We start from the raw sequence: 25520 nt of genomic DNA, 5'->3' as shown, positions 1-25520 counted from the left end.
GACCGCCGCACATGCTGACAAAGAAGAAGGCGGCTGCTTCCGGCGGCCGTTCGCTGGCGAAGATGGTTTCCGGCTTGACCGGCAACACCGTCGACCGTCGTTCGTTCCTCCGCACCTCGGGCATCGCCGCCGGTGGCGCCGCCATCGCCGCCACCCTGCCTTTCGGCATGGTGAAGAAGGCCGAGGCGGTGACCGCCACCCCCGCCGCGGGCGCGCCGGTCAAGCTGGTCAAGAACGTCTGCACCCACTGCTCGGTCGGCTGCACGGTCACCGCCGAGGTGCAGAACGGCGTGTGGGTCGGCCAGGAGCCGAGCTTCGACAGCCCGATCAACCTGGGCGCCCATTGCGCCAAGGGTGCCGCGGTGCGCGAGCACGCCCACGGCGACCGCCGCCTGCGCTACCCGATGAAGATGGTGGACGGCAAGTGGACCCGGATCTCCTGGGATCAGGCCATCCAGGAGGTCGGCGACAAGCTGCTGGCCATCCGCGAAAAGTCCGGCCCGGATTCGGTCTTCTGGCTCGGCTCGGCCAAGCACAGCAACGAGCAGGCCTATCTGATCCGCAAGTTCGCCGCCTTCTGGGGCACGAACAACGTCGACCATCAGGCCCGCATCTGCCATTCCACCACCGTCGCCGGCGTGGCGAACGTGTGGGGCTACGGCGCCATGACGAACTCGTACAACGACATCCAGAAGTCGCGCGCGATGTTCTTCATCGGCTCCAACGCCGCGGAGGCGCATCCGGTCTCCATGCTCCACATCCTGAAGGGCAAGGAGCAGAACAACGCCCCGCTGATCGTCGCCGATCCGCGCTTCACCCGCACCGCGGCCAAGGCCGACGAGTACATCCGCTTCCGTCCCGGCACCGACGTCGGTCTGATCTGGGGCATCCTCTGGCACATCTTCGAGAATGGCTGGGAGGACAAGGAGTACATCGCCAAGCGCGTCTACGGCATGGACGAGATCCGCGCCGAGGTCGCCAAGTGGACTCCGGAAGAGGTCGAGAAGGTCACCGGCGTTCCGGGCTCGCAGCTCAAGCGCGTCGCCCGCACGCTGGCCTCCAACCGTCCGGGCACGCTCGTCTGGTGCATGGGCGGCACGCAGCACCACATCGGCAACAACAACACCCGCGCCTACTGCGTGCTCCAGCTGGCGCTCGGCAACGTCGGCGTGACGGGCGGCGGCACCAACATCTTCCGCGGTCACGACAACGTGCAGGGCGCCACCGACTTCGGCGTCACCTCGGACTCGCTGCCCGGCTACTACGGTCTGGCGGAGGGCGCGTGGCGCCACTGGGCGCGCGTCTGGGACGTCCCCTATGACCAGGTCCTGGCCCGCTTCAAGGACAAGAAGCTGATGGAGGCCACCGGCATCCCGGTGTCCCGCTGGTTCGACGGCGTCCTGGAAGCCAAGGAGAACATGGACCAGCCCGAGAGCATCAAGGGCATGGTCTTCTGGGGTCACGCGCCGAACAGCCAGGTCCGCCTTCCCGACATGAAGAAGGCGATGGAGAAGCTGGAACTGCTCGTCGTCGTCGATCCCTACCCGACGATGACCGCCGTCCTGTCGGACCGCAAGGACAACTTCTACCTGCTGCCCGCCGCCACCCAGTACGAGACCGTCGGGTCGCGCACCGCGTCCAACCGCTCGGTCCAGTGGTGCGACAAGATCTTCGAGCCGCTCTTCGAATCGAAGACCGACCATGAGATCATGTACCTCTTCGCCAAGAAGTTCGGCTTCGCCGAGCCGATGTTCAAGAACATCAAGCTCCACGGCAACGAGCCGGACATCGAGGACACGACGCGGGAGTGGAACCGCGGCATGTGGTCGGTCGGCTACACCGGCCAGTCGCCGGAGCGGCTGAAGCTGCACATGCAGCATCAGGCGACCTTCGACAAGACCACGCTGCGCGCCAACGGCGGCCCGTGCGACGGCGACTATTACGGCCTGCCGTGGCCCTGCTGGGGCACGCCGGAGATGAAGCATCCGGGCACCGCCAACCTTTACGACACCTCCCTGCCGGTTGCCGAGGGCGGCGGCGCCTTCCGCGCGCGCTTCGGCGTGGAGCGCAACGGCGTGACGCTGCTGGCCGAGGGCTCCTACCCGGTCGGGTCGGAGATCAAGGACGGCTATCCGGAAGTCACCTACGCCATGCTGGACAAGCTGGGCTGGACCGGTGATCTGACCGAGGCCGAGATGGCGGTCATCAAGAAGATCGGCGGCGAGAAGATCGGCGCGGTGTCCTGGACCACCGACCTGTCGGGCGGCATCCAGCGCGTGGCGATCAAGCACGGGCTGAACCCGCCGGGCAACGCCAAGGCCCGCTGCGTCGCCTGGAACTTCCCGGACCCGGTGCCGGTGCACCGCGAGCCGCTCTACACGCCGCGCCGCGATCTGGTCGCCAGCTACCCGACCTACAAGGACACCAAGTCCTGGCGCCTGCCGACGCTCTACAAGTCGATCCAGGACCGCGACGTGTCGAAGGAGTATCCGATCATCCTCACCTCCGGCCGTCTGGTCGAGTATGAGGGCGGTGGCGACGAAACCCGGTCGAACCCCTGGCTGGCCGAGCTGCAGCAGGACATGTTCGTCGAGATCAACCCGTTCGATGCCAACAACGCCGGCATCAAGGACGGCCAGATGGTCTGGGTCGAGGGTGCCGAGCAGGGCAAGGTGAAGGTCAAGGCCATGCTGACGGAGCGTGTCGGCCGTGGCGTCGCCTTCATGCCCTTCCACTTCGGCGGCCACTTCCAGGGCCAGGATCTGCGCGCCAAGTACCCGCAGGGCGCCGACCCGATCGTGCTGGGCGAAGCGGCGAACACCGCCACGACCTACGGCTACGACTCGGTCACGCAGATGCAGGAAACCAAGACCACCCTCTGCCGGATCTCGGCGGCCTGAGACGCTAGGAGTTCATCACCATGGCCCGCATGAAATTCCTCTGCGACGCGGACCGCTGCATCGAATGCAACGCCTGCGTCACCGCCTGCAAGAACGAGCACGAGGTGCCCTGGGGCATCAACCGCCGCCGCGTCGTCACCATCAACGACGGCAAGCCGGGTGAGCGGTCGATCTCGGTCGCCTGCATGCATTGCTCCGACGCGCCCTGCAAGGCCGTCTGCCCGGTCGACTGCTTCTACCAGACCGAGCAGGGCGTGGTCCTGCACAACAAGGACCTGTGCATCGGCTGCGGCTACTGCTTCTACGCCTGCCCGTTCGGCGCCCCGCAGTACCCGCAGGCCGGCAACTTCGGCACCCGCGGCAAGATGGACAAGTGCACCTTCTGCGCCGGCGGCCCGGAGGCCGACAACACGGACGCGGAATACAAGAAGTACGGCCGCAACCGTCTGGCCGAAGGCAAGCTGCCGCTCTGTGCCGAGATGTGTTCGACCAAGGCCCTGCTGGCCGGCGATGGCGACAAGGTGTCGGACATCTACCGCGAGCGCGTGGTCGCCCGCGGCTTCGGAGCCGGTGCCTGGGGCTGGGGCACCGCCTATCAGATGAAGGCGGGGTCGTGACCGTGTTCCGACGCTCCGTCTGTGCGATGGCGCTCCTTCTCGTCACCCCGCTTCTGGCGGGGTGCAACGAGGAGGAGCAGGCGCGCCCGATCCATCTGGAGAAGGGCGTCTATCGCGGCGCCGCGGACAGCCAGCTGTCCGCCGGGCAGGTCCAGGCGCTTCAGCAGCGCTCGGCCGGCCAGCGTTTCTGATGGGCGCGGTTCTCAAGGGAAGGGCTGACGCAATGACGTCGAATCATTCCACGGCCGGACTGGCCAAGAGCGGGCTGGGCAGGACTCTGCACATCGTCCTGCTGGGCGTCGCCATGCTGGCACTGACCCTGGTCATGGCCAATGTCTCGGCCGCTTCGGCGGCGGAGGCGTTCCCGCCGGTCGCCAGCCAGCCGGCGGACGGCACCTCCAAGACCGACCTGTGGCGCGGGGTCCGCTCCGGCGAACAGGGCTATGTCTCCATCCCCAACAAGAGCGCCGGCGTGCTGGTGCAGTCGGAAGGGGAGGCGTGGCGGTCTGTCCGCAACGGCCCGCTGTCCACCTACGGCGGCTGGGTGCTGGGGGGCATGCTCGGTCTGCTCGTGCTGTTCTTCCTGGTGCGCGGGCGCATCCGGATTGACGGCCAGAAGACCGGGCGGACCATCCAGCGCTTCAACGCCTTCGAGCGGGGGGTGCACTGGCTGACCGCCGGCAGCTTCGTCATCCTGGCCTTCACCGGGCTGAACCTGATGTACGGGCGCTACACCATCCTGCCGCTGCTGGGGCCGGAGACGTTCGCCGGCATCACCCAGTACGGCAAGTTCGCCCACAACTATCTGGGCTTCGCCTTCATCCTGGGCGTCGTCCTCATCTTCGTGATGTGGGTGAAGCACAACATCCCGGAGCGCAACGACATCACCTGGGCGCTGAAGGCCGGCGGGCTGTTCAGCAAGGGCGTGCATCCGGCGGCGAAGAAGTTCAACGCCGGCCAGAAGGTGATCTTCTGGGCGACGGTGCTGGGCGGCGCGGCGCTGGGCTTCACGGGCGTGCAGCTCCTGTGGCCCTTCTCCTTCGCCTCGCTGGCCGACCTCCAGCTCTACCAGCTGATCCACGCGGCGGTGGCGGTGGTGCTGACCGCGGTCATCATCGCGCACATCTACATCGGCTCGGTCGGCATGGAAGGCGCCTTCGACGCGATGGGCACGGGCGACGTCGAGCTCCAGTGGGCGCGCGAGCACCATTCGCTGTGGGTTCAGGAGGTCACGGGCGAGACTCCGCGTTCGCACCACGGCCGTCACCGCGCGCCCGCCGAGTGAGGACCTCACCCATGCGTTCAATCCTGATCGGCCTGCTGCTGGCCGTGGCGGTGGCCGCTCCGGCCGCCGCCCAGACCTCTCCGGCGGCCAAGCCGGCGGACGAGGTGAAGCGGATCGTCGAGCAGACCTACAATGTGCAGGTCCTGCGCGTGACCGAGGCGGCGCTTGAGGACGGCACCGCCGTCTACAAGGTCGCCGCCATGCTGCCGGGCACCGCCGGCAACGCCGCCTTCATGGTCAACACCCTGACCGTCGATCCGGAAACCGGCCTGACGCTGCCGCCGTTCCGCCACCACGCGGCGGGCTACAGCCTGCCCCAGGGCGGCAGCTACGAGCCGAACCGGACCTCCAACAACCCCGCGGTCGCGCGCGGGCACACCTGGCGCTGAGGATATCCAGCGTTAAGGACACTTTGCGCCGGCACCTGTTACCCCTGACCGGTGGCTGCGAGGCCGCCGGTCTTTTCCGTTTCGGGAGGCGGTTCGGACATGGGGAGAGGGCATCACCCGCGAAACCAGCCGTGCCGCACCCGCCGCCGGCTGCTTGCGCTGGCCGCGGCCGCGCCCGTCCTGACCGCCCCCCTGCTGTCCCGTGCCGCCGACCTGATCGGCCATGGCGCCATGGTCAATGCCGTCGCCATGTCGCCCGATGGTGCCCGCGTCCTGACCGGAAGCTGGGACTATTCGGCCATCCTTTGGGACCTCGCGTCCGGCTCCCAAATCTCCGCCTTTCACGAGCACGCCGCCGGGGTGACCGCCGTGGCCTTCCTGCCGGACGGCAAGCACGCCCTGACCGGCAGCCGCGACGCCGCCATCATCCTCTGGGACCTCAAGAGCGGGCGGCCGTTGCGCCGCTTCGAGGGGCACAGCGGTACCGTTGCCGGCCTGGCGGTGGCGCCGGACGGCGGGAGCTTCGCCTCCGCGGGCTGGGATTTCACCATCCGCGTTTGGGACCCGGAGAGCGGCGCCGCGCTGCAGGTGCTGGAGGGGCATGGCGCCAACGTCAACGCCGTGGCTTACACCCCGGACGGTGGGCGGCTGATTTCCGCCGGCTACGACTTCCAGATCCGCGTCTGGGACGCCGCGACCGGGCAGGAGAAAGCCGTTCTGGGAGGTCACGAGGGCAGCGTGAACGGACTGGCCCTGTCCCCCGACGGGAGGTTGGCGGCCACGGCGTCGAGCGACGAGACGGTGCGGTTGTGGGAGTTGGAGTCCGGCACGCTCTTGCGCACGCTCCATGGGCACAGCGGCTTCGTCACCTCCGTCGCCGTCTCGCCCGATGGCAGGACCCTGCTGTCCGGCGGGGGAGGGGACCGGCGCGTCCGGCTGTGGGACGTTGCCACCGGGCGGCAGCTCGCCTCCTTCCGTGGGCATGAGAAGCCAGTCCTGGCGGTCGCCTTCACCCCGGACGGGCAGGGCGCCCTGTCCGCCGGCTATGACGCGGTGGTCCGCCATTGGGACCTGACGAGCAAGGTGGGCGCCGACCGTCCCTGAAGCTCTTGCGGCTGGCATGAATAGCCCTCTCCCCGGAGGGGAGAGGGGAATTGAAACATGCCTCAGCTCCGCCACCGACCCTCCTTGACAGGCACTGTTCACCCATGGCCCGTTCGGCACTCCGCCGTTCCACAAGCGAGACCGCCGCCCATGACCAGCCTGACCCACCCGGCGCAGCGCCGCGCCATCATCGACACCTGCCTCGCCATGAACGGGGCGGGCGTCAACCAGGGGGCGTCGGGCAACCTGTCGGTGCGGGTGGCGGGCGGCTTCCTCATCACGCCCAGCAGCCTGCCCTACGACGAGACGACGCCCGAGGACATCGTGGAGATGGGCTTCGACGGGACCTATGTGGGCCGGCGGCGGCCTTCGTCGGAATGGCGCTTCCACAGGGACATCCTGAAGGCGCGGCCCGACGTGGACGTTGTGCTGCACACGCATTCGACCTTCGCGACGGCGCTGGCCGTCCATGGGCGAGGCATCCCCAGCTTTCATTACATGGTGGCGCTGGCCGGCGGCGATTCGATCCGTTGCGCCCCTTACGCCACCTTCGGTTCGCAGGAACTGTCCGACCACGCTGTGATGGCGCTGGAGGGGCGGCTGGCCTGCCTGCTGGCCAACCACGGCATGATCGTGCTGGGCCAGACGCTGAAAGGCGCTCTCGCCCTGGCGGTGGAGGTGGAGACGCTGGCCCGCCAGTATCTCCACGCCCATTTGCTGGGCGAGCCGGTCATCCTGCCGCCCGACGAGATCGCGCGCGTCGCCGAGAAGATGCGCCGCATGAAGTACGGCCTGCCGCCCGACGAAGACGCCGCGCCGGATGACACCGCCCGCCCGCGCGAGGCCTGACGGTCAGCGACTCCCGGCGTCAGGAGGCCAGCTGGGCGATGGGGCGCAGGGGACCGACGGTGACCAGCGGGCGTTTAGCCGCACCGGCGGTGCCGACCTGGAGCGGGCGCTCCTCCGCCGGGGGCTGGTAGTAGGCGGGGAGGGCCACCGTGACGCGGGTGCCCTGGCCGGGCTCGCTCGCCACCTCGATGTCGCCGCCGAGCATGGCGGCGTAATGGCCGACCAGGGTCAGGCCGAGTCCGGCACCACGCCGCTTGGCCCCTGACCCGCCCTGGACGAAGGGCTGGAACAGCCGGGCGGTCTGGCCGGTGGCGAAGCCGCTGCCGCTGTCGGTCACGGTGAAGCGCAGCCAGGGCTCGCCGTCGCGTTCGACCCGCTCGGCGGCCAGCAGAACGGCGCCGCCCTGGGTGAACTTGCAGGCGTTGTCCAACAGGTTGAGAAGCGCCTGCCGAACCTTGCCGAAATCCGAATACATCTGGCCGAGCGCCGCGGCCTCGGCCTGGAGCGTCACCTCGTTGCCGTTGAGGTCGGCGGCGGGCAGCGTGCGCTCCCGCGCCTCGATCAGCAGCCGGTGCACGTCGAAATCCTGAAGCACGACGTCCATGTTGCCGGCCTCGATCCGCGCATAGTCGAGGATGGCGTCGACCAGGGTCAGCATCTGCTCGCCGGTCCACTGGATCTGCTCGATGTCAGTCGCCAGTTCCCCGGCGCCCAGGCGGTGCAGCTCGCCCATCAGCGACTGGCTGGAGGCGACGATCTCGTTGAGCGGGGCGTGAAGCTCCTGCCCGATGTTGACCAGGAAATGGGTCTTCGCCTCGTTGGCGGCGTCGGCGCGCTCCTTCTCGCGCAGAATCTGGCCGTGCCGGTCGGCGGCCTCCTGACGATGGCGCTCGATCTCCGCGGTGTTGTCGCGCAGGACACGGACGGCGCGGGCCATGGCGGCCACCTCGTCCGCCCCCTCGTCCGGCGGCAGGGCGATGTCCGTCCGTCCGGCGGCGAGCGCGGTCACGGCGCCGGCCATGCCGGAGACCGGGCGGGCGACCCGGCGGTTGACGAACCAGACCATCGCCAACCCCGCCAGCGTCACTCCCAGCGCCGCCCACAGGGCGATGCGCAGGGTGCGCCAGGACTGGTCGGCCAGACCGCCGCGCAGTTCCGCCGCAACGGCCTCGTTGCGCTGGCGGATTTCCGCCGCCTGGGTGGCAACGGCGGCGGCGTTCGGCGTCAGCCGCTCGGCGCGCAGCCCGTCTTCGTCGGCCAGGGAGGCCTCGATGCTGTCCAGCACCCCGTCGATGCCGGCCAGCGCCGCCTCCACCTCGTCGATGGTCTGGCGGGTGCCGGGGACCCAGAGGTAGCGGTTCATCTCGGCCAGCTTGGCGCGGGCATTGCCCAGCTCGGCGCGCATGCGCAGCGAGTCGCGGTCGTCGCGCCGCGCCACGTAGCGGCCGAGATGGTCCTGCATCATCAGGATGGCGACGGTCGCGTCGCCGGCCAGCGCCGCCGAATCGACGCCGCCCGCGTCCTTCAGCCGGCCCAGTCCGGCGCGGATCTGGGAGATCTGCGGTTCCAGCACCGACTCGGTCAGCCGGGCGCGCTCGCCGCGCAGGGCGACCAGCGCCTCGAAGCCGCTCCAATAGGCGTCCAGCGCCTTGCGTGCGCCCTCCACCGACCGGCGGTCGGCCTCGCCGCCCACCATGCCGGCCAGGGCGGTCAGCCGCTCCAGCATGCCGTCGCGGCGCAGACCGGCGTCGATCAGGCTCTGCTGATCGCCCTCGGCCAGATGGTCGCGGACGGAGACCTCCAGGTCGCGCAGCCCGATATCCAGATCGGCGGCGGTTTGGGAGGCGTCGGCGTAGCCGGAGAAGGTGCCGACCTCGCGGCTGACTCCGTAGAGCGCGGCCACGCCGATCAGCGCCAGCAGAAGCACCAGACCGAGCACCACACCGAAGCCCAGCCCGATGCGCGCGGCGAGGGTCAGCTCGTCCAGGCGGCGCAGAAGGCCGAGCCCCGGAAGGGAGCGCATGAGGCGGGCCGGGGCACCGAGGGAGGGAGGGGCGTCGCCGGACCGGGGCAGGGTTCCGTTCCGCTTCACGCCACGTCCCGTACGCGCTGTCGTTCGTAAGCCACGAGATCCGGCCGAAGGTTGCGGGCGGGAAAAGCCCGACGTTGTCAGAAGCCCCTCCGTGTGCACGGACGGGTGGCGCGGATTGTAGCTTGGCGAGGCAACGGCGCAAACAGACAAGTGCGTCGGGTTCAGCCCCCTTTAAACATCCCCGGTAACGTTTCAGACCGTGCCTTGGAAGGCGTAGGCTTGCATGCCGATGCTGCCATGCTCGAACCCGGTGTGAAGCCGTTCCGTCCGCACCGCGCTGCCGGCGGCGCCGAAGGCCACGGGCAGGGGCAGGAAATGCTCGTCGGTGGGGTGGGCCGCCTTGGCATGCGGGCAGAGCGTCTTCCAGGCGGCCAGCGACGCCTCGTCGCCCGCCGTCAGCACCCCGTCGAGCCAGCCGGCGAAGTCTTCCGCCCAGCCGGCCACGTCGCGCTCGCCGAAGCGGAAATCACCGAGATTGTGGACGGCTCCGCCGCTGCCGAGGACCAGCACGCCTTCCCGCCGCAGGGGGGCCAGGGCGCGGCCGAGCGCGATGTGGTCGGCGGCGGTGGCGCCGGGCTGGACGGAGAACTGGGCGACCGGGATGTCGGCCTCCGGATACATCAGCATCAGCGGCACCCAGGCTCCGTGGTCGAGCCCCTGGCTCGGGTCCACCGCGGCGCCGGTCAGCGCGCGCACACGGTCGGCCAGCGCCGGGGCGCCGGGTGCGGCGTAGCGCATCGCGTAGAGGGCGCGGGGGAAGCCGTAGAAGTCGTGGATGGTGTCCGGCTGGGCGGCTCCGCTGATCGCCGGGGTCTGGGTCGTCCAGTGGGCCGACACCGCGATCACCGCGCTCGGGCGGCCCAGCCGCGTGCCCAGACCGGCCAGGAAATGGCGGCCCGGCGAGTCCTCGATGATCAGCGTGGGGGCGCCGTGGGAGACGAAGACGCTGGGAAAGGGGGAGGCCAGGGCGGTGGCCGGCTGGATCGTGGTCATGGAATGGGCTCCGGGTTGCCGGACCATTCCATCAAAGAAAAACCCCGGCGCCTAGGCCGGGGTTTTCCGAAAGACCGTTGCCGGTGGAGCAACGATCTTAGTGCAGGTGCTTCGGCAGCTCGGCGATCGACTGGTCGATCAGCTTGTCCGCCTGGGCCGGCTGGATGCCGGTTTCCAGGATGCGGCGGCTGGCGTCCATGGCGATGTCGACGGTCAGGTTGCGGACCTCGGCCAGCGCCCCGGCTTCCGCCTGGGCGATGCGGTCCATGGCCTGGGCCTCGCGGCGCTTCAGCGACGCTTCAAGATCGGCGCCGGCCTGCGAGCGGAGACGGTCGGCCTCCTCGCGGGCGTGGGCGATGATGGCCTCGGCCTCCTTCAGCGCGTCGCGCTGACGGCGCTGGTAGTTGGCGAGCAGCGCCTGGGCGTCTTCACGCAGGCGCTGGGCCTCGTCCAGCTCCGCCCGGATCTTCTCGGCGCGGGCGTCGAGAAGGCCGGTGATCGCGCCGGCCGCCTTCTTCCACACCAGGGCGGCGAAGATGATGAAGGCGATGGCGACCCACATTTCGGGCGTGTTCATGACCGGCGCTCCTCGATCACGGCGGCGACCGCCGCATCGGCCTGGGCCGCGTCGACGTTCAGCCCGGCCAGACGGCCGGCGACGTCACGGGCGATGTCGGCGGAGATGGAGCGGACGTTGGCGATCGCCTGCTCCTTGGCCGCGGCGATGTTCGCCTCGGCGCTGCGCAGACGCTCGGCGTTCTCGGCGTTCAACTGGGCCTGACGGGCGTGGTTGTTCGCGTCGATCTCGGCGGCCACCTGGGCGATCAGGGCCTGGGCTTCGGAACGGGCCCCGGCGAGGGACTGATCGACCTGGGCCATGGCGCCCTCGGCCTCTTCCTTGAGCGAAGCGGCCTTGCTCAGGTCGCGCGAAATGCGCTCCTGGCGCTCCTCCAGAACCTCGGCCACGCGCGGCAGCGCTTTCTTGGACAGGAGGTAGTAGAGGGTGATGAAGGTCAGCGCCAGCCAGAAGATCTGGGTGGGGAAGGTGGCGGGATTGAGCTGCGGCAGGCCGCCGGCGGCATGTTCGCCGCCATGGGCGGCTTCCGGCGCGTGCTCCGCCGTCGCCGCCAGGACGTTACCGGCAAGCACGGTCAGAGTGGCGAGCGAGGCGCCCGCAGCACCCGACCAGCGGACCAGCCGTCGCTTGGCCAACAGGTTCGGCATGGATCGGTCCCCCTAGGCAAGAATGCGGCGCCGAAACTTCGAGAGCCCGGCGCCGCGTCAGAGCGAAATATGACGTTCGCTCGGGCCTTAGGCGAACAGGATCAGGAAGGCGATCAGCAGGGCGAACAGCGCGACGGCTTCCGTCAGCGCGAAGCCCAGAATGCCGATCGGGAAGACCTTCGGCTGGACGGCCGGGTTGCGGGCGATCGAACCGATCAGGGTCGAGAAGATGTTGCCGATACCCAGGCCGACGCCGGCGAGGGCGATAACGGCCAGACCGGCACCGACGTACTTGGCGGCTTCAGCTTCCATGGTACTCATTCCTCTAGGTAAGGGTGAACTGTGGTGGAAAAGGTAAAAAGGTGATCCGGGTCGGCGCTGGGGCTCAGTGCAGTTCCAGCGCGTCGCGGATGTAGAGGCAGGTCAGGATCGAGAAGACGTAGGCTTGCAGGAACGCGACCAGGAACTCGAAGCCGGTCAGCGCGATGTTGATGGCCAGCGGGACGAGGCCGGCGAGGAAGCCGACGGCGCCCAGACCGCTGATCATCATAACCGTGAAGCCCGCGAACACCTTCAGCATGGTGTGACCGGCCATCATGTTGGCGAACAGTCGGATCGACAGGCTGACGGGACGCATCAGGTAGGAGATCACCTCGATCGGGATGAGGATCGGGGCGAGCATCACCGGCGCGCCGTGCGGCATGAAGAAGCTGAAGAAATGCAGGCCGTGCTTCATCAGGGCCAGGACGGTCACGAACACGAACACCGTCGCCGCCAGCGTGAAGGTCACGATGATGTGGCTGGTGAAGGTGAAGGTGAACGGGATCATGCCGACGAGGTTGCCGAACAGCACGAACATGAAGATCGCGAAGACGAACGGGAAGTACGGGCGGGCGTCGTGCCCGGCGTTGTCCCGAACCATGTTCGCGACGAATTCGTAGAAGATCTCGGCCAGGGACTGCAGGCGGCCCGGAACCAGGGCGCGGCCAGACATGCCGAAGACGAGCAGCGCGTAAATCAGCGCGACCGCCACGACCATGAAGAAGGCCGAGTTCGTGAAGGACACGTCATACCCGGCGATCACGATCTGGAGGATCGGGTTGATCTGGAACTGGTGCAGCGGATCCAAGGTCGTCCTCGCTCAGTGTGCGTCGCCGTTGGGGCGCTCGTTGTCATCCTCACGGGCCCGGCGGTAGCCGGGGGCTAATCCGAGCCCGGTGATGGCCCGGTATACATTCAGAATTCCGGCCGCCGCGCCGAGGAAGAACATGACGATCAATCCCCAGGGCGCCGTTCCGAGCCAGCGGTCGAGCAGAAGCCCGCCACCGACGCCAACGATCATGGCAGCGACCAACTCGCTCCCGATTCGAAGGGCGATGCCGAGAGGACTCTGCGGCAGCCGGTGATATTTCCCCGGACCGCTCTGCGATTCCTTCCCTTCACGCGCCTTCTTCAGTCGGGCGTCAAGCTCTGCCAGAGACGGCGGGGGCTTTTCGTCGCTCATGTCGCTTCGTTGTCCCCGTTGTCTCGCAGCCACGCGAAAGCGGCGAGACCATACGGACAGGGCACAACCCTGTCAAGCCGCAAAACCCTTAATACAAGTGCTTGAAAACCCAACGAAACAGCGTCGAAACCTTGGTATTGCCGGGTCAAAGGGTGCGGTTCCGCTCCTGTTTTCCGTCAGCCGGCAATACGGGTGCCCAGATCCTGGGCCACGCGGTCGGCGGTGGTGCCCGCCGGATACACCCCGAGGAAGCGCCCGTCGGGGCCCATCAGGTAAAGAAAACTGGAGTGATCCATCAAGTAATCCTCCGGTTTTCCGCCCTCCTGCGGCGCCTTGGCGTAATAGACCCGGTAGGCCTTGGCCGCCGCCTTGACCTGCTCCGGCGTGCCGGTCAGCCCGACCAGATTGGGGTGGAACAGCCCGACATAGTCCTTCAGATGCGCCACCGTGTCGCGCTCGGGATCGACCGAGATGAACATCGGCTGCACCTTGTCCGCCTGCACGCCCAGCAGATCCATGGCGCGGGCCATCGTCCCCAGCTCCGTCGGGCAGACGTCGGGGCAATAGGTGTAGCCGAAATAGATCAGCAGGTACTTGCCGCGGTAGTCGGCGTCGGTGACCGTCTTGCCGTCCTGGTCGGTCAGGGTGAAGGGGCCGCCGATGGGCACGCTGCTCTGCACCGTGCTGGAGGCGTTGTCGACCTGCCACCAAGCGATGCCGGCGGCGATCACGAGCCCCACGGCGGAGGCGGCGGCGATGCGGATGAGTCGGGCTTTCATGACCGACTGGAATGGGGCGGCGCGCGGTCCAGGTCAAGAGGACAATCTGCCAAGGCGGAACCTCCCCGTCACCAGAGGCGCCGGGAAGCCCAGCGCAGGGCCAGCGCGGCGGGGGCTGACGCCAGCGCAATCAGAGCGAGCGCGCTGCCGGTCAACGTGCCGGTGGCGGCATAGACCACGGCGGCGGCGATGCCGCTTGGCACAAGGGCGAGGAGCAGCCAGGTCAGGCGGGGCTTCCAGGCGACGAAGTCGACCGTGGCCTTGGCCAGCAACCTGGCGATACCCTCCACAAGAGCATCGGCTAACATCTCATCTCCATTGGAAACCCCGCCTCGTTTCCGGCTCCTCACGCGGCCTTGCGCGTCGGTTCTCCCGGCTGGTGGACCAGATGGTTGCCGATGCGCTTGTCGAAGCGTTGGATGTGGCCGGTCAGCCAGTCGCGGAACAGCGCCAGCAGATCGTCGCCGACCCGCGCCTCCCCGGCCTCGAAGCGCTGCTTCAACTCGGCCACGCGCTTGCGCAGGGCGTCGTGCTGCGCCTTGTGCTGGACGAAGTCGGGATAGCCCGACCGCTGCATCACCCGCTCCTCCTCCTCGAAATGCAGGACCGTGTAGGCGACGAGCTGGTCGATGGCCGACCCGATGGCCTGCGGCACTTCGCCGCCCCGGATGCGCCGAGCCGCCCGGTTGATCAGCGCGACCAGGATCATGTGGTCGTTGTCGATGTCCTCCTGCCCGACGGCCAGCGTGTCGTTCCAGGGCATGAAGACCTCCTCCCCGGCGGGGGCGAAGAGGGCGGCCAGTTCCGCGCTGTTGATCGCCTCCACATTGACCAGGAAGGCGTCGACCAGGGCGCGCAGGGCCCCGGCCTGCTGCGCGAGGCTTTCGGCGGCGTCGAGCAGGCTGTTGGCGGCCTTCTCCGTCTCCAGGGCGGAAGATGAGACCTCGCCGATGCTGGTGGAGACCTGCCGCGTGCCCTGCGCCGCCTCCCCCGCGCTGCGGGCGATCTCGCCGGTCGCGGCACCCTGCTGCTGGACCGCGGCGGCGATGGAGGTGCCGATCTCGTCGCTGCGGGCGATGATCCCGGCGATCTCGCGGATGGCGGTGACGGCGCCCTGCGACGCCTGCTGCACCTCGCTGATCTGGGCGGCGATTTCCTCCGTCGCCTTGGCGGTCTGGCCGGCGAGGTTCTTCACCTCGCCCGCCACCACGGCGAAACCCTTGCCCATCTCGCCGGCGCGCGCCGCCTCGATGGTGGCGTTCAGCGCCAGCAGGTTGGTCTGGCTGGCGATGCTGGTGATGAGATCGGCGACCTCGTTGATCTTCTGCGCGGCGTGGCCCAGCCCGTCGATGCGGTCGCTGGCCTGGCGGGAGGCGGTCACCGCCTCCATCGAGATGTGCGAGGAGGTGGCGACCTGGGTGCCGATCTCCGCGATGGCGCTGCTCAGTTCCTCGGCGGCGGCGGCGACGGTCTGCACGTTCACCGACGCCTGCTGCGACGCCCCGGCGACCGACGCCGCCTCGCGCATGTTGCGGTCGGCGGTGTCGGACAGCGAGCGCGCGGTGTTCTCCAGCGCCTGCACCGCCCGTCCGACCGTGCCGACCATGGCGCTGACCGTGGCGTCGAACCGCTCCGTCAGCCTCTCCAGGGCGCGGGCGCGCTGCCCGGTCACGCGGTGCTCCACCTGCTGGCGCTCCCAATGGCGCTGCAGGTCGATCTGGTTGTTGCGGAAGATCTCCAGGGTGCGGGCCATGACGCCGATCTCGTCGCCGCGCTGCGTGCCGGACACCGTCACCGCCGTGTCGCCGCCGGCGAGCGTCTGCATCACCCCGGTCATGGCGTGCAGCGGGCGGACGATGGCCCGGCTGACCAGCAGGGCGATGCCCGCCGCCACGAGGGCGATCAACAGCCCCAGCCCGCCGAGGAACAGGGCGGCTTCGCGGAAGGCGGCGGCCACGTCGTCCACATAGATGCCCGACCCGATCAGCCAGCCCCATGGTTCGAACCCGCGCACGTAGGAGATCTTCGGCACCGGCTCCGCCTGGCCCGGCTTCGGCCACAGATAGTCGACGAAGCCGCCCTCCGCCGCGACGCCGACGCGGGTCATTTCGACGAACAGCAGCTTGCCGTTGGGGTCGGCGGTGCGCGACTGGTCCTGCCCGTCCATCTCCGGGCGGATGGGGTGCATGATCATGCGCTGCGCGCGGTCGATGACGAAGAAATACTCCGATCCGGCATAGCGCAGCCGGCGCAGCGCGTCCTTGGCGGCCGCCTGGGCGGCGTCGCGGGTCAGGGTGCCCTTGCGCTCCATCGCCTCGTAATGGGCGACGAGGCTGTGCGCGACCTCCACCACGCTGCGGGTCTTGTCCTGGCGATCCTTCATCATCTCGGCGCGCAGGCCGAACAGGCTGACGGCGGCGATCAGGGCGAGCCCGACGGCCGCGACGCCCAGGATGACGGAGATCTTACCCTTGATGCTGATGCGCTCGAACACCTGACGTTCCTCCGGAATCTTCCTTGTTTCCAGCACACGGGCGCCGGTCCCGGACGGGGCGATGGCCATCCGGAAATTCTGCTAAATTTTTTGTTACTTTTGCTCCGCGCGCCTGATCGTCGTCAAGGCGGATCAACCCAGGGTGAGAAAACGTCGCGGGTCGCCGTCCAGACGTTTGGAAGAGAAAGATTGCGGTGCCGTGAAAAAGAAAGGGGAGGCCCGAAGGCCTCCCGCAGTTGCGAAACGGAAGGGTGGTTGCGCGTCGGTGCCGTTCGTTTGCCGACGGCTTCAAAGCACCGTCAGCATGCTGGCGACCAGGGGGTGGCGGACGATGTCGGTGTCGCTCAGGCGGACGACGGCGATGCCCTCCACCGCTTCCAGCCGGCGCGCGATGTCGGCCAGACCCGACAGGTTGTCCAGAAGGTCCGTCTGGTCGGGGTCGCCGGTCAGGACCATGGTGGAATGCCAGCCCAGCCGGGTCAGCAGCATCTTGACCTGGGCGTAGGTGCAGTTCTGCGCCTCGTCGATCACCACGAAGGCGTTGTTCAGGGTGCGCCCGCGCATGAAGCCGACGGGCGCGATCTCGATGGTGCCGTCGGCCATCAGGGCACGCAGGCGCTTGGCGCCCAGCCGTTCGCTCAGCGCGTCGTAGAGCGGGCGCAGGAAGGGGGCCATCTTCTCGTGCATGTCGCCCGGCAGATAGCCGATGCTCTCGCCCGCCTCGATGGCCGGGCGGGACAGCACGATGCGGTCGACCTTGCCCTCCTCCAGCGCCTCCACCGCGGAGGAGATCGCCAGATAGGTCTTGCCGGTGCCGGCGGGGCCGAGCGCCACAACGAGGTTATGGTCCTTGATCGCCTCCATCAGCCTCTTCTGGTTGGGGCTCTGGGGCTTGACCTTGCGGAGATAGCTCTGGTCGCGGCGGTCGGCGCCGCCCACGGGGTCCCAGCCGGCGGCGGGGAACAGCGGGTGGACCGTCGACTCGGACGCTGAAACGGCACTGCCTTTGGTCTGGCGTCTGGCCATATCGCTCTCCTAACGTCACGTTGGTGGGCGGCGGCTCCGGGCACAAAAAAACCTCCCGCAAGGGGGAGGTCGTCGATGTTGCTGTGCAACAGGGTGGCCGGAGTCTGGCTTGCCGGTGCGAGGCGTGCGTCCCGTCGGCTGCGCCCGTCATGGGGTGCCGGCGACAATCGGACGCTCGGGAACGAAGCAGGATGCAAGCGGACCTCTTCGTCGGAATAGGAACCTCACATCACGAAGATAAGGCGCGCGGCGGCGAACGTCAGTCGAAATTGCGGGCATCGCAAAAGATTCACACAAGATGTTGTGGGTGAGCCGCAGGTGGAAGCGCGGCGGCAATGGACTACCGCCAGAGGCGGAGGGAACCCGCCGGCGCCGCGACGAGGGGATGTGTTGCGGCCGCACAGACCATCTTTGCGGGCGCTGTGGCGAGGGAAAGATGCCGCAGCGCGAAAAGGGCATAGTCCCGCAAAACCCTTTGCCCGGCGAATCCAGTTCCATTACCATACTTTGTAGTGAGACCTTCCGCTGACGCAACACATGGACTTCCAGCCCGGACGGGGACGCCCTGTTCCGGCCCATGGCGCGTGTGTCCGGTGGTTGTCACTCCATCGGCGCCGGGAAAGGCTTGAACGGATGGGGTCCGCGCCGCTAGAACCCGGGTGGTTGACCCTTCCGCCCTGGCGCCTGGCCGATGGCTCCAGACATGCGGACGACGCGGATTCGGCAGGAACACAAGCAGGATGGCAGCGGTGAGCAGCGCCAGGCAGGGTGCCGATCGGGACGGTCCGTTCCAGTTGCGGGGCAATTCCTTCACCATGATGGTGCTGAAGGTGAATGATCCGGCGTCGCCGGACTTCTTCACCCAGCTCGCCGTCAAGGTGCGGCAGGCGCCCAACTTTTTCCGGAACGCCCCTGTCGTCCTCGACTTCGAGGAGTTGACGGAGGACACCCCGCGTTTCGACATCGCCGCCCTGGTGACCAACCTGCGCGCGCTGTACCTGCTGCCCGTCGGCTTCCGGGGCGGTCCGCGCCCCGTCCATGAGGGGGCGCTCGCCGCCGGGCTGACCCCGATGCCCGCCGGGCGCGCCGCCAAGCTGGAGTCCGCGGCACCCCCCGCCGCCGACCCGCAGGCCGGCGCCGCCCCGATCCCCGCCCCGCCGCCCGAGCCGATCTACCGTCCCGCGCTGCTGGTGACCGAGCCGGTGCGCTCCGGCCAGCAGATCTACGCCGAGAAGACGGATCTGGTCATCACCGCCCCGGTGTCCCCCGGCGCGGAGGTGGTGGCCGACGGCAACATCCACGTCTACGGCGCGCTGCGCGGCCGGGCGCTGGCCGGCGTGTCCGGCGACACCAACGCGCGAATCTTCTGTCACAGCCTGGAGGCCGAGGTCGTCTCGGTGGCCGGGCTGTACCGCGTCAGCGAGGATTTCGGGAACGACGTGCTGAAGAAGCCGGTGCAGATCTTCCTGCGCGACGGCTATCTTCACATGGAGCCCCAATGATGACGCTTTTGAGCGCTTTCTGTCGAACGGCCCTCTGTGCGAGGACGGTGTCACGCAAAGCGTGCCCGGCACAGGCCCCGATCTGCGTAACCCGGTAACCGGACCTTGGCGGCAACTTTTAGGAACGTGGGAGAAGCTCCGTTGGGCAAGATCATCGTCATGACTTCCGGCAAGGGCGGCGTCGGCAAGACGACCTCCTCCGCCGCTTTCGCGACCGGACTCGCCTTGCGCGGCTTCAAGACGGTCGTCATCGATTTCGACGTCGGGCTGCGCAACCTCGACCTCATCATGGGCTGCGAGCGGCGCGTGGTGTTCGATTTCATCAACGTCATCAACGGCGAAGCGAAGCTGAGCCAGGCGCTGATCAAGGACAAGCGCATCGACAACCTGTCGATCCTGCCGACCTCGCAGACCCGCGACAAGGACGCCCTGACCCGCGAAGGCGTGGAGAAGGTTCTGAACGAACTCTCCAAGGACTTCGACTACATCGTCTGCGACAGCCCGGCGGGCATCGAGCGGGGCGCGCTGATGGCGCTGTACTTCGCCGACCACGCGGTGATCGTGACCAACCCGGAAGTCTCCTCGGTGCGCGACAGCGACCGCATCCTCGGCGTGCTGGCCTCCCGCTCGCGCCGGGCGGAGCAGGGGCTGGAGCCGGTGACCCAGCAGCTTCTCCTCACCCGCTACGACCCGGAGCGGGTGGAGCGCGGCGAGATGCTGAAGGTCGACGACGTGCTGGAGATCCTGGCGATCCCGCTGCTCGGCGTGATCCCGGAGAGCCAGGCCGTGCTGCGCGCTTCCAACGTCGGCATGCCGGTCATCCTCGACGAGGCGTCCAACGCCGGCCAGGCCTATCTGGACTCGGTCTCCCGCTTCCTGGGCGAGGACGTCGAGCACCGTTTCGTCACGCCCCAGAAGAAGGGCCTGTTCAGCCGCCTCCTCCGGAGGTCCGCATGAGCATCTTCAGCTTTTTCCGCTCCGCCCCGCGCGCTTCGGCGGTCCAGGCCAAGGAGCGGCTCCAGATCGTCATGGCGCATGAGCGCGCCGGGCGGACCGGGCCGGACTATCTGCCGATGCTCCAGCAGGAGCTGCTGGCGGTCATCGCCAAGTACATCGACATCGACCAGAACAAGGTCGAGGTGAAGCTGGACCGCGGCGGCGACTGCTCGACGCTGGAGCTGAACATCGAGCTGCCGGCCCGCGAGGCGGCCGCCAAGGCGCTGAAGGAAAGCGCCAAGCTGGCGGTGGCCGGCAACCGGCCGGCGGCCAAGGACGGCGACGAGTCTGATGCGGTCAAGCTGGCTGCCGGCGGCTCCCTGACCAACGGCGGCGTCAAGAAGCGCCGCTGAGCGTCGGGCACGTGCCGAAGTGCATTCACGGTGCCCCACCCTAACCCTCCCCCGCTCTCGCAGGGGAGGGAACGTCTTTCTCCCTCCCCTGCGTCAGCTCTCGCGCAAACCGAAGGTTCGCGCTGACGCGGCAGGCGGACCTTTGGTCCGCCGAGAGCGGGGGGGGCCGGGGTGGGGGCACGGTTTCACGGCGCCCTCACGTGCCGTTCTCCCGGTCATAGGCCTCCACTCGCCCGCAGGCTGGACTTCCGTGCGGGTTTACCTCCGCCGTTCGAAGAGGTATCAACGGATTGGAGCCCGTCAGGGACCGGCCCTCGCGGGCCAAACCCTCACCGGGCGGCGTTGCGGCAGTGAGGGAGTGGCGGCCGATGTTCTTCGAATGCTCGCGGCTGATCGACGGCAACCAGCCGCGCCTGTCCAACGGCATCACCGTGACCGACGTCGACGGTGACGGGGCATTCGAACTGGTGGTCACGGGCTACGCCACCAACAACCTCATCCTCAAATGGGACGGCTCCCGGCTGGTGGACATCGCCGGGCCGCTGCTGGCCGACGCCTCTGGCTGCGCGGTCGCCATCGCCGCCGCCGACGTGGACGGCGACGGGCGGGAGGAACTGTACGTTCTGAATTCCGACCGGGCGAGCGGACCGAAGGAGATGGGCGACCGGCTGTTCGCCTGCTTCGGCAAACACTGGCTCGACCTGCTGGCCCAGCCGGAGAACGCCGGCATGGCGAACCGCGTCGCCGGGCGGTCGGTGGTCGCCATGGACCGGCACGGCCATGGCCGCTACGGATTCGTCGTGGCGGCGGACGGCGGCCCCTTTCGCCTGTTCGAACTCAGCCGACGCGGGCGGCTGGAGGACGCGGCGGAGGACGCGGGCATCGACCTGATCGGCGCCGGGCGCGGGCTGCTCGCCTTGCCGTTCCTGTCCGACCGCGTGGACCTGTTCGCCTGCAACGAGGGTGGGCCGAACTTCCTGTTTCGCAACCTGGGCGACGGCACCTACGAGGAGATCGCCGAGGAGCGGGGAGTCGCCGATTCGCGCTTCGCCGGGCGGGCGGTGGCCGCGGTGGACGGGCCGGGTTACGGCGGGTTCGGGCTGCTGGTCGGCGCATGGGAGGGGCCGCAGCGCCTGTTTGTCCAGCGCTCCGGCGGCGGCTTCGTGGACGAGGCCGATCCGGAGATGTCCTTTCCGGGCCGGGTGTCCAGCGTGATCGCCGCCGATTTCGACAACGATGGTTACGAGGAGCTGTTCTTCAACCTGCACGGCGAGCCCAACCGCCTGTTCGGCTGGCGCGACGACCGCTGGCAGCCAATCGAACTCGGCGACGCGCTGGAGCCCAAGGGGCTGGGGACCGGAGCCGTGGTGGCCGACATCGACGGCGACGGGCGGCTGGAACTCCTTATCGCGCACGGCAATGGGGTGGGCGGCGGGCATGGCGGCGGGCATGGCGGCGGATCGCCGCAGCCGCTGTCGCTCTACCGCACGGCGGCGAACCACAACGGGTGGCTGCGCGTGCTGCCGCTGACACCCTACGGCGCGCCGGCCCGCGGCGCCGTGGTCACTTGCACGGCCAACGGGCGGCGGCAGCGGCGGTCCGTCTGCGCGGGCTCGGGCTATCTCTGCCAGATGGAGCCGGTGGCCCATTTCGGGCTGGGCAGCGCCCGCGCGGTGGAGCGGCTGGAGGTGCACTGGCCGGACGGCATGACGGCCATCGTCGAAAACCCGCCGATCGGCCGGCTGCTGACCGTTCCCTATCCGCCGGAGTGAGCCGACGGCACATTGTTGCGTCCGGTCAACGGTTGAGCGATGTCGGGCGGACGGTTGAGCTGAATCATATTTCCGTCCGGCAACAAATTTAATCTTTTGTATAACCTGTGTGGTCTTTATTTTGCGGCGTCCGCCAGTGCCCGACGGGAACGCGCGGATGGGGAGATGTACGCCCTGTAACCGACCGCGAACCAATAAGGGGGCGCCGGGCTCTCGGCCCGCGACCGCAGGCACATGGCACACAGCGCTGTTCTCAGTCCCGGCCCCCGCGACCGGACCCTGACCGGGGTCGAGCGGTTCTTCGACGCCGATGAGGTGATCGTTTCCAAGACCGACCTGAAGGGCCGGATCACCTACGCCAACCGGGTGTTCCAGCGCGTGGCCGGCTACAGCGAGGCGGAGCTGATGGGCGCCCCGCACTCCATCGTCCGCCATCCGGACATGCCGCGCTGCGTGTTCAAGCTGCTGTGGGACACGCTGGGGGCGGGCCAGGAAATCTTCGCCTACGTCGTCAACCGGGCGCGCAACGGCGACCATTACTGGGTCTTCGCCCACGTCACCCCCAGTTACGACGTCAACGGTCGGCTCGTCGGCTACCACTCCTCGCGCCGGGTGCCGGACCGCGGCGCCATCGACAAGGTGGTGCCGCTCTACCGCACGCTTCTGGACATCGAAAACCGCCACGAAGACCGCAAGCAGGGCATGAACGAGGCCTTTGCCACCGTTGTCGGGCTGCTGACGGAGAAGGGGATCGGGTATGACGAATTCGTCTTCTCTCTCTAAGGCGTTCGGGCTGGGGGCGGTCGCCGCTCTGCTCGTCGCAGCGCTGCTGGTGACCGATTCGCTGGACGTCGGCGGCGCGCCGCTGCGCATCGGGATCGGGGCCGCGGCGCTGGCCGCGCTGGTCGGCGTCATGCTGTGCATGGTGCGCGCCCGCGCCGCGGTGGGGCAGGCGGTGGCCGTTTGCCAGGCGGTGTCGCGCGGCGACTTCGAGGCGCGGGTCGTCAACGTGCGGGAGAAGGGCGACCTCGGCGAGCTGATGCAGGCCCTGAACGACTCGATCGACCGCACCGACGCCTTCATCCGCGAGGCCACCGCCTCGATGAGCTACGTGTCGGCCAACAAGTATTTCCGGCGCATCGTGCTGAAGGGCATGCAGGGCAATTTCCTGCACGCATCGCGCACCATCAACACCGCCACCGACGCCATCGCCGTCAAGGTGAAGGGCTTCGCCGGGGTGACCGACCGCTTCGAGACGCAGATCCGCGCGGTGTGCGAGCAGGTGTCCGGCACCGCCCACCAGCTGGAGATGTCGGCCCGCACCATGGAGACCGACGCCCAGACCGCCACAGGCAAGGCGTCCTCGGTGGCCGCCGCCGCGTCGCAGACCGGCTCCTCGGTCGGCAGCGTCGCCGTCGCGACGGAGGAGCTGTCGGCGTCCATCCGGGAGATCGCCCGGCAGGTGGAGGAGGTCGCCAAGGTCGCCGCCAACGCGGCGGGCGAGGCCGAGCGCTCCAACGCGCTGATCGCCGATCTGTCAGGGGCCGCCAAGACGGTGGGCGAGGTGGTGACCCTCATCAACGACATCGCGTCCCAGACCAATTTGCTGGCGCTGAACGCCACCATCGAGGCGGCCCGCGCCGGGGAAGCCGGAAAAGGCTTCGCCGTGGTGGCGCAGGAGGTCAAGCGGCTGGCCGACCAGACTGCCAAGGCCACCGGCGACATCGCCGGGCAGATCGCCGGAATCCAGTCCTCCACCGACGTGGCGGTCGCGTCCATCGTCGGCATCGGCCACACCATCCAGGACATCAACCAGATCGCCGGCGGCATCGCCGCGGGCATCGGCCAGCAGGGCTCGGCGATCCGCTCGATCGTCAGCAACATGGATCAGGCGGCGGCCGGCACCCGCGCCGTCACCGAGGATATTCAGGACGTCACCACCGCCGCCGAGCGCACCAGCGGCACCGCCCACGAGGTGTTCGCCGCGTCGGAGCGGATGAGCGTCCAGGCCGACCGCCTGACGCGCGAGGTCCAGCTTTTCCTGGACGAGATGCACAAGGTCGCCTGAAGCGATCTTGTGCGATCCGCTGCTTATTTGTCCCAGAAATTGCGCTTGCTTATAAGGTGGGCATTGATTAGCCGCCGGGCATTTGCTTGTATGCTGAGCAGTGCCGGAGCGGCGGGCGGGGGCTATGCGACCTTTTGCCTCATTTTTTTGGAGAAACCGGTGCTTTTGTTGCGGCGCACGCGATGCGCGGGGTGCGGTGCGGCAAGGCCGGCGCCGCGTGTGATTGTTCGGACTCCAATATGACGCCGAATTCATCACAATTTCGAAACTGACATCTCAAAGACGTTGAGCCTGTGACCGTGACGCCGCCCGAAAACGCAGGCGTTCCGCGGCTTTGCGCGTCCCGATGGTTCCAAACGGGCGTTTGGCACAGCGTTTGATGGTTAGACGTCTAAAAAAGATATCCCACCCAAACTCACAGAGGTGTTCGGGATGAGTGTGGCCGGAAACGAACTGTTCGAGCTTTCCCGGGGCGTCCTGGATGTCGCCTCCCGGAAGGTGTCTTTGATCGAAGACATCACCCGCCGCACCAAGATGCTGGCGATGAACGCCCTGATCGAGGCGTCGCGGGCCGGCGACGCCGGGCGGGGCTTCGCGGTGGTCGCGAACGAGGTCTCCGAGATCTCCAAGCAGGTGAACACCATCACCAAGGAACTGCGGTCGGAGATCGTCTCGCGCGTCGACCACCTGACCACCACCGGCAGCGCCATGGTGCAGGAGATGCACGGGCGCCGTCTGGCCGACCTGTCGCTGAACATGATCGAGATCATCGACCGTAACCTGTACGAGCGGTCCTGCGACGTGCGCTGGTGGGCGACCGACAGCGCGGTGGTGGACTGCGCCGCCGAGCCATCGGAGGACAGCCGCCGCCACGCCTCGCAGCGGCTGGGCGTGATCCTGGAATCCTACACCGTCTATCTCGACCTGTGGATCGCCGACCTGAAGGGGGAGGTGATCGCCACGGGCCGTCCGGGCCGCTATCCCGGTGCCCTGGGCGCCCGCGTGGGTGACGAGGGGTGGTTCCGCCAGGCGCTGGCCACGCGCAACGGCGGCGAGTTCACGGTGGGCGACGTGGCGCGCAACGGCCGTCTGGAGGACCGGGTGGTCGCCACCTACGCCACCGCGATCCGGCGCGGCGGCGAGGCGGATGGCGATCCCATCGGCGTGCTGGGCATCTTCTTCGACTGGGAACCGCAGGCCGCCGCCGTCGTCCAGGGCGTCCGGCTTGAGGATGAGGAGCGCTCCCGCTCGCGCTGCCTTCTGCTCGACGCGCGGCACCGGGTGATCGCCTCGTCCGACGGGCGCGGCATCCTCAGCGAGACCGTCCAGCTCCGCCGCAGCGGGGAGAGCATGGGCCATTACGCCGACGCCGCCGGGCGCACCTACGGCTACGCGCTGACGCCGGGTTATGAAACCTACAAGGGGTTGGGCTGGTATGGGGTGATCGTGCAGGACCCGGACCCGCGCCAGCAACAGACGCCCACAACCGCCGGTATGAATGGGCGCGTGGGAATGAACGGGGCCGGGCTCCACGGGTAAGGCTGGCATTCCGACCCTGCTCTGGTCATCGCGG

Annotated in this window: 25 protein-coding genes; 14 read left to right on the top strand and 11 right to left on the bottom strand. The window is 68.3% G+C overall.

Annotation, left to right across the window (positions count from 1 at the left end):
• Nucleotides 1–11 precede the first annotated feature (11 nt).
• The 7 genes from JJL56_RS05310 (at nt 12) to JJL56_RS05280 (ending at nt 7144) form a co-directional block, all read left to right on the top strand.
• A complete protein-coding gene (locus JJL56_RS05310) occupies nt 12–2900 on the top strand; it encodes a formate dehydrogenase subunit alpha (RefSeq protein ID WP_200484439.1) in 2889 nt (962 codons plus the stop codon).
• Between the two features lie 20 nt (nt 2901–2920).
• On the top strand, nt 2921–3517 hold the full coding sequence (gene fdh3B, locus JJL56_RS05305) for a formate dehydrogenase FDH3 subunit beta (protein WP_145622513.1): 597 nt from the start codon (nt 2921–2923) through the stop codon (nt 3515–3517).
• On the top strand, nt 3514–3708 hold the full coding sequence (locus tag JJL56_RS05300; protein WP_145622511.1) for a hypothetical protein: 195 nt from the start codon (nt 3514–3516) through the stop codon (nt 3706–3708). Before fdh3B ends, JJL56_RS05300 begins: the two co-directional genes overlap by 4 nt.
• A 32-nt stretch (nt 3709–3740) precedes the next feature.
• The gene (locus JJL56_RS05295; protein WP_145622509.1) at nt 3741–4802 is read left to right on the top strand and encodes a formate dehydrogenase subunit gamma; all 1062 of its coding nucleotides are present in this window, start codon (nt 3741–3743) and stop codon (nt 4800–4802) included.
• An 11-nt stretch (nt 4803–4813) separates the two neighbouring features.
• Nucleotides 4814–5191, top strand: a complete 378-nt coding sequence (locus JJL56_RS05290; RefSeq protein WP_200484437.1) for a hypothetical protein — start codon at nt 4814–4816, stop codon at nt 5189–5191.
• Nucleotides 5192–5290: 99 nt separating this feature from the next.
• Nucleotides 5291–6295 carry a WD40 repeat domain-containing protein gene (locus JJL56_RS05285; RefSeq protein ID WP_200484435.1) on the top strand — a complete coding sequence of 335 codons (1005 nt, stop codon included), beginning with the start codon at nt 5291–5293 and terminating at the stop codon, nt 6293–6295.
• Nucleotides 6296–6445: 150 nt separating this feature from the next.
• Nucleotides 6446–7144, top strand: a complete 699-nt coding sequence (locus JJL56_RS05280; protein WP_200484433.1) for a class II aldolase/adducin family protein — start codon at nt 6446–6448, stop codon at nt 7142–7144.
• A 19-nt stretch (nt 7145–7163) separates the two neighbouring features.
• Here JJL56_RS05280 and JJL56_RS05275 read toward each other — a convergent pair whose 3' ends face one another.
• The 11 genes from JJL56_RS05275 to JJL56_RS05225 form a co-directional block, all read right to left on the bottom strand.
• Entirely contained in the window at nt 7164–9167 is a 2004-nt protein-coding gene (locus tag JJL56_RS05275; RefSeq protein WP_247890957.1) for a sensor histidine kinase, read from the bottom strand.
• Between the two features lie 261 nt (nt 9168–9428).
• The gene (locus JJL56_RS05270; RefSeq protein ID WP_200484429.1) at nt 9429–10229 is read right to left on the bottom strand and encodes a DODA-type extradiol aromatic ring-opening family dioxygenase; all 801 of its coding nucleotides are present in this window, start codon (nt 10227–10229) and stop codon (nt 9429–9431) included.
• Between the two features lie 97 nt (nt 10230–10326).
• Complete coding sequence (locus tag JJL56_RS05265; protein ID WP_041810942.1) at nt 10327–10806, bottom strand: F0F1 ATP synthase subunit B family protein; 480 nt, start codon at nt 10804–10806, stop codon at nt 10327–10329.
• Nucleotides 10803–11453 carry a F0F1 ATP synthase subunit B family protein gene (locus tag JJL56_RS05260; RefSeq protein WP_145622496.1) on the bottom strand — a complete coding sequence of 217 codons (651 nt, stop codon included), beginning with the start codon at nt 11451–11453 and terminating at the stop codon, nt 10803–10805. The genes JJL56_RS05265 and JJL56_RS05260 overlap by 4 nt, the downstream gene beginning before the upstream one ends.
• Before the next feature lie 87 nt (nt 11454–11540).
• Nucleotides 11541–11765, bottom strand: coding sequence for an ATP synthase subunit C family protein (locus JJL56_RS05255; protein ID WP_014239727.1), 225 nt, complete (start codon nt 11763–11765; stop codon nt 11541–11543).
• Between the two features lie 73 nt (nt 11766–11838).
• Nucleotides 11839–12582 (bottom strand): F0F1 ATP synthase subunit A, encoded by a 744-nt coding sequence (locus tag JJL56_RS05250; protein ID WP_145622494.1) that lies wholly within the window; start codon nt 12580–12582, stop codon nt 11839–11841.
• Between the two features lie 12 nt (nt 12583–12594).
• Entirely contained in the window at nt 12595–12957 is a 363-nt protein-coding gene (locus JJL56_RS05245; RefSeq protein WP_145622492.1) for an AtpZ/AtpI family protein, read from the bottom strand.
• Nucleotides 12958–13133: 176 nt separating this feature from the next.
• On the bottom strand, nt 13134–13736 hold the full coding sequence (locus JJL56_RS05240) for an SCO family protein (protein ID WP_200484428.1): 603 nt from the start codon (nt 13734–13736) through the stop codon (nt 13134–13136).
• A gap of 68 nt (nt 13737–13804) precedes the next feature.
• Nucleotides 13805–14044 (bottom strand): hypothetical protein, encoded by a 240-nt coding sequence (locus JJL56_RS05235; protein WP_200484426.1) that lies wholly within the window; start codon nt 14042–14044, stop codon nt 13805–13807.
• A 38-nt stretch (nt 14045–14082) separates the two neighbouring features.
• The gene (locus tag JJL56_RS05230; protein ID WP_247890956.1) at nt 14083–16299 is read right to left on the bottom strand and encodes a bacteriohemerythrin; all 2217 of its coding nucleotides are present in this window, start codon (nt 16297–16299) and stop codon (nt 14083–14085) included.
• Nucleotides 16300–16518: 219 nt separating this feature from the next.
• Nucleotides 16519–17256, bottom strand: coding sequence for a PhoH family protein (locus JJL56_RS05225; RefSeq protein WP_149166671.1), 738 nt, complete (start codon nt 17254–17256; stop codon nt 16519–16521).
• A 740-nt stretch (nt 17257–17996) separates the two neighbouring features.
• On the opposite strand from JJL56_RS05225, the gene minC reads away from it, so the two are divergent.
• The 7 genes from minC to JJL56_RS05190 all read left to right on the top strand — a co-directional run bounded on the left by minC (nt 17997) and on the right by JJL56_RS05190 (nt 25486).
• Complete coding sequence (gene minC, locus JJL56_RS05220) at nt 17997–18758, top strand: septum site-determining protein MinC (RefSeq protein ID WP_211111781.1); 762 nt, start codon at nt 17997–17999, stop codon at nt 18756–18758.
• 141 nt (nt 18759–18899) lie between these two features.
• The gene (minD, locus tag JJL56_RS05215; RefSeq protein WP_014239738.1) at nt 18900–19715 is read left to right on the top strand and encodes a septum site-determining protein MinD; all 816 of its coding nucleotides are present in this window, start codon (nt 18900–18902) and stop codon (nt 19713–19715) included.
• On the top strand, nt 19712–20107 hold the full coding sequence (minE, locus tag JJL56_RS34060; RefSeq protein ID WP_035672133.1) for a cell division topological specificity factor MinE: 396 nt from the start codon (nt 19712–19714) through the stop codon (nt 20105–20107). Before minD ends, minE begins: the two co-directional genes overlap by 4 nt.
• A 368-nt stretch (nt 20108–20475) precedes the next feature.
• Nucleotides 20476–21879, top strand: a complete 1404-nt coding sequence (locus JJL56_RS05205; RefSeq protein WP_145622482.1) for a CRTAC1 family protein — start codon at nt 20476–20478, stop codon at nt 21877–21879.
• Nucleotides 21880–22113: 234 nt separating this feature from the next.
• Nucleotides 22114–22662: a PAS domain-containing protein gene (locus tag JJL56_RS05200; protein WP_094305923.1), complete on the top strand. Its 549-nt coding sequence runs from the start codon at nt 22114–22116 to the stop codon at nt 22660–22662.
• The gene (locus JJL56_RS05195; RefSeq protein ID WP_200484425.1) at nt 22637–23947 is read left to right on the top strand and encodes a methyl-accepting chemotaxis protein; all 1311 of its coding nucleotides are present in this window, start codon (nt 22637–22639) and stop codon (nt 23945–23947) included. The genes JJL56_RS05200 and JJL56_RS05195 overlap by 26 nt, the downstream gene beginning before the upstream one ends.
• A 432-nt stretch (nt 23948–24379) precedes the next feature.
• Nucleotides 24380–25486 carry a methyl-accepting chemotaxis protein gene (locus JJL56_RS05190; protein WP_200484423.1) on the top strand — a complete coding sequence of 369 codons (1107 nt, stop codon included), beginning with the start codon at nt 24380–24382 and terminating at the stop codon, nt 25484–25486.
• Nucleotides 25487–25520 lie beyond the last annotated feature (34 nt).

The sequence above is a fragment of the Azospirillum aestuarii genome (assembly GCF_016632405.1).
Classification (GTDB): Bacteria; Pseudomonadota; Alphaproteobacteria; order Azospirillales; family Azospirillaceae; genus Azospirillum; species Azospirillum aestuarii.
This window is presented reverse-complemented; position numbering and strand designations above follow the sequence as displayed.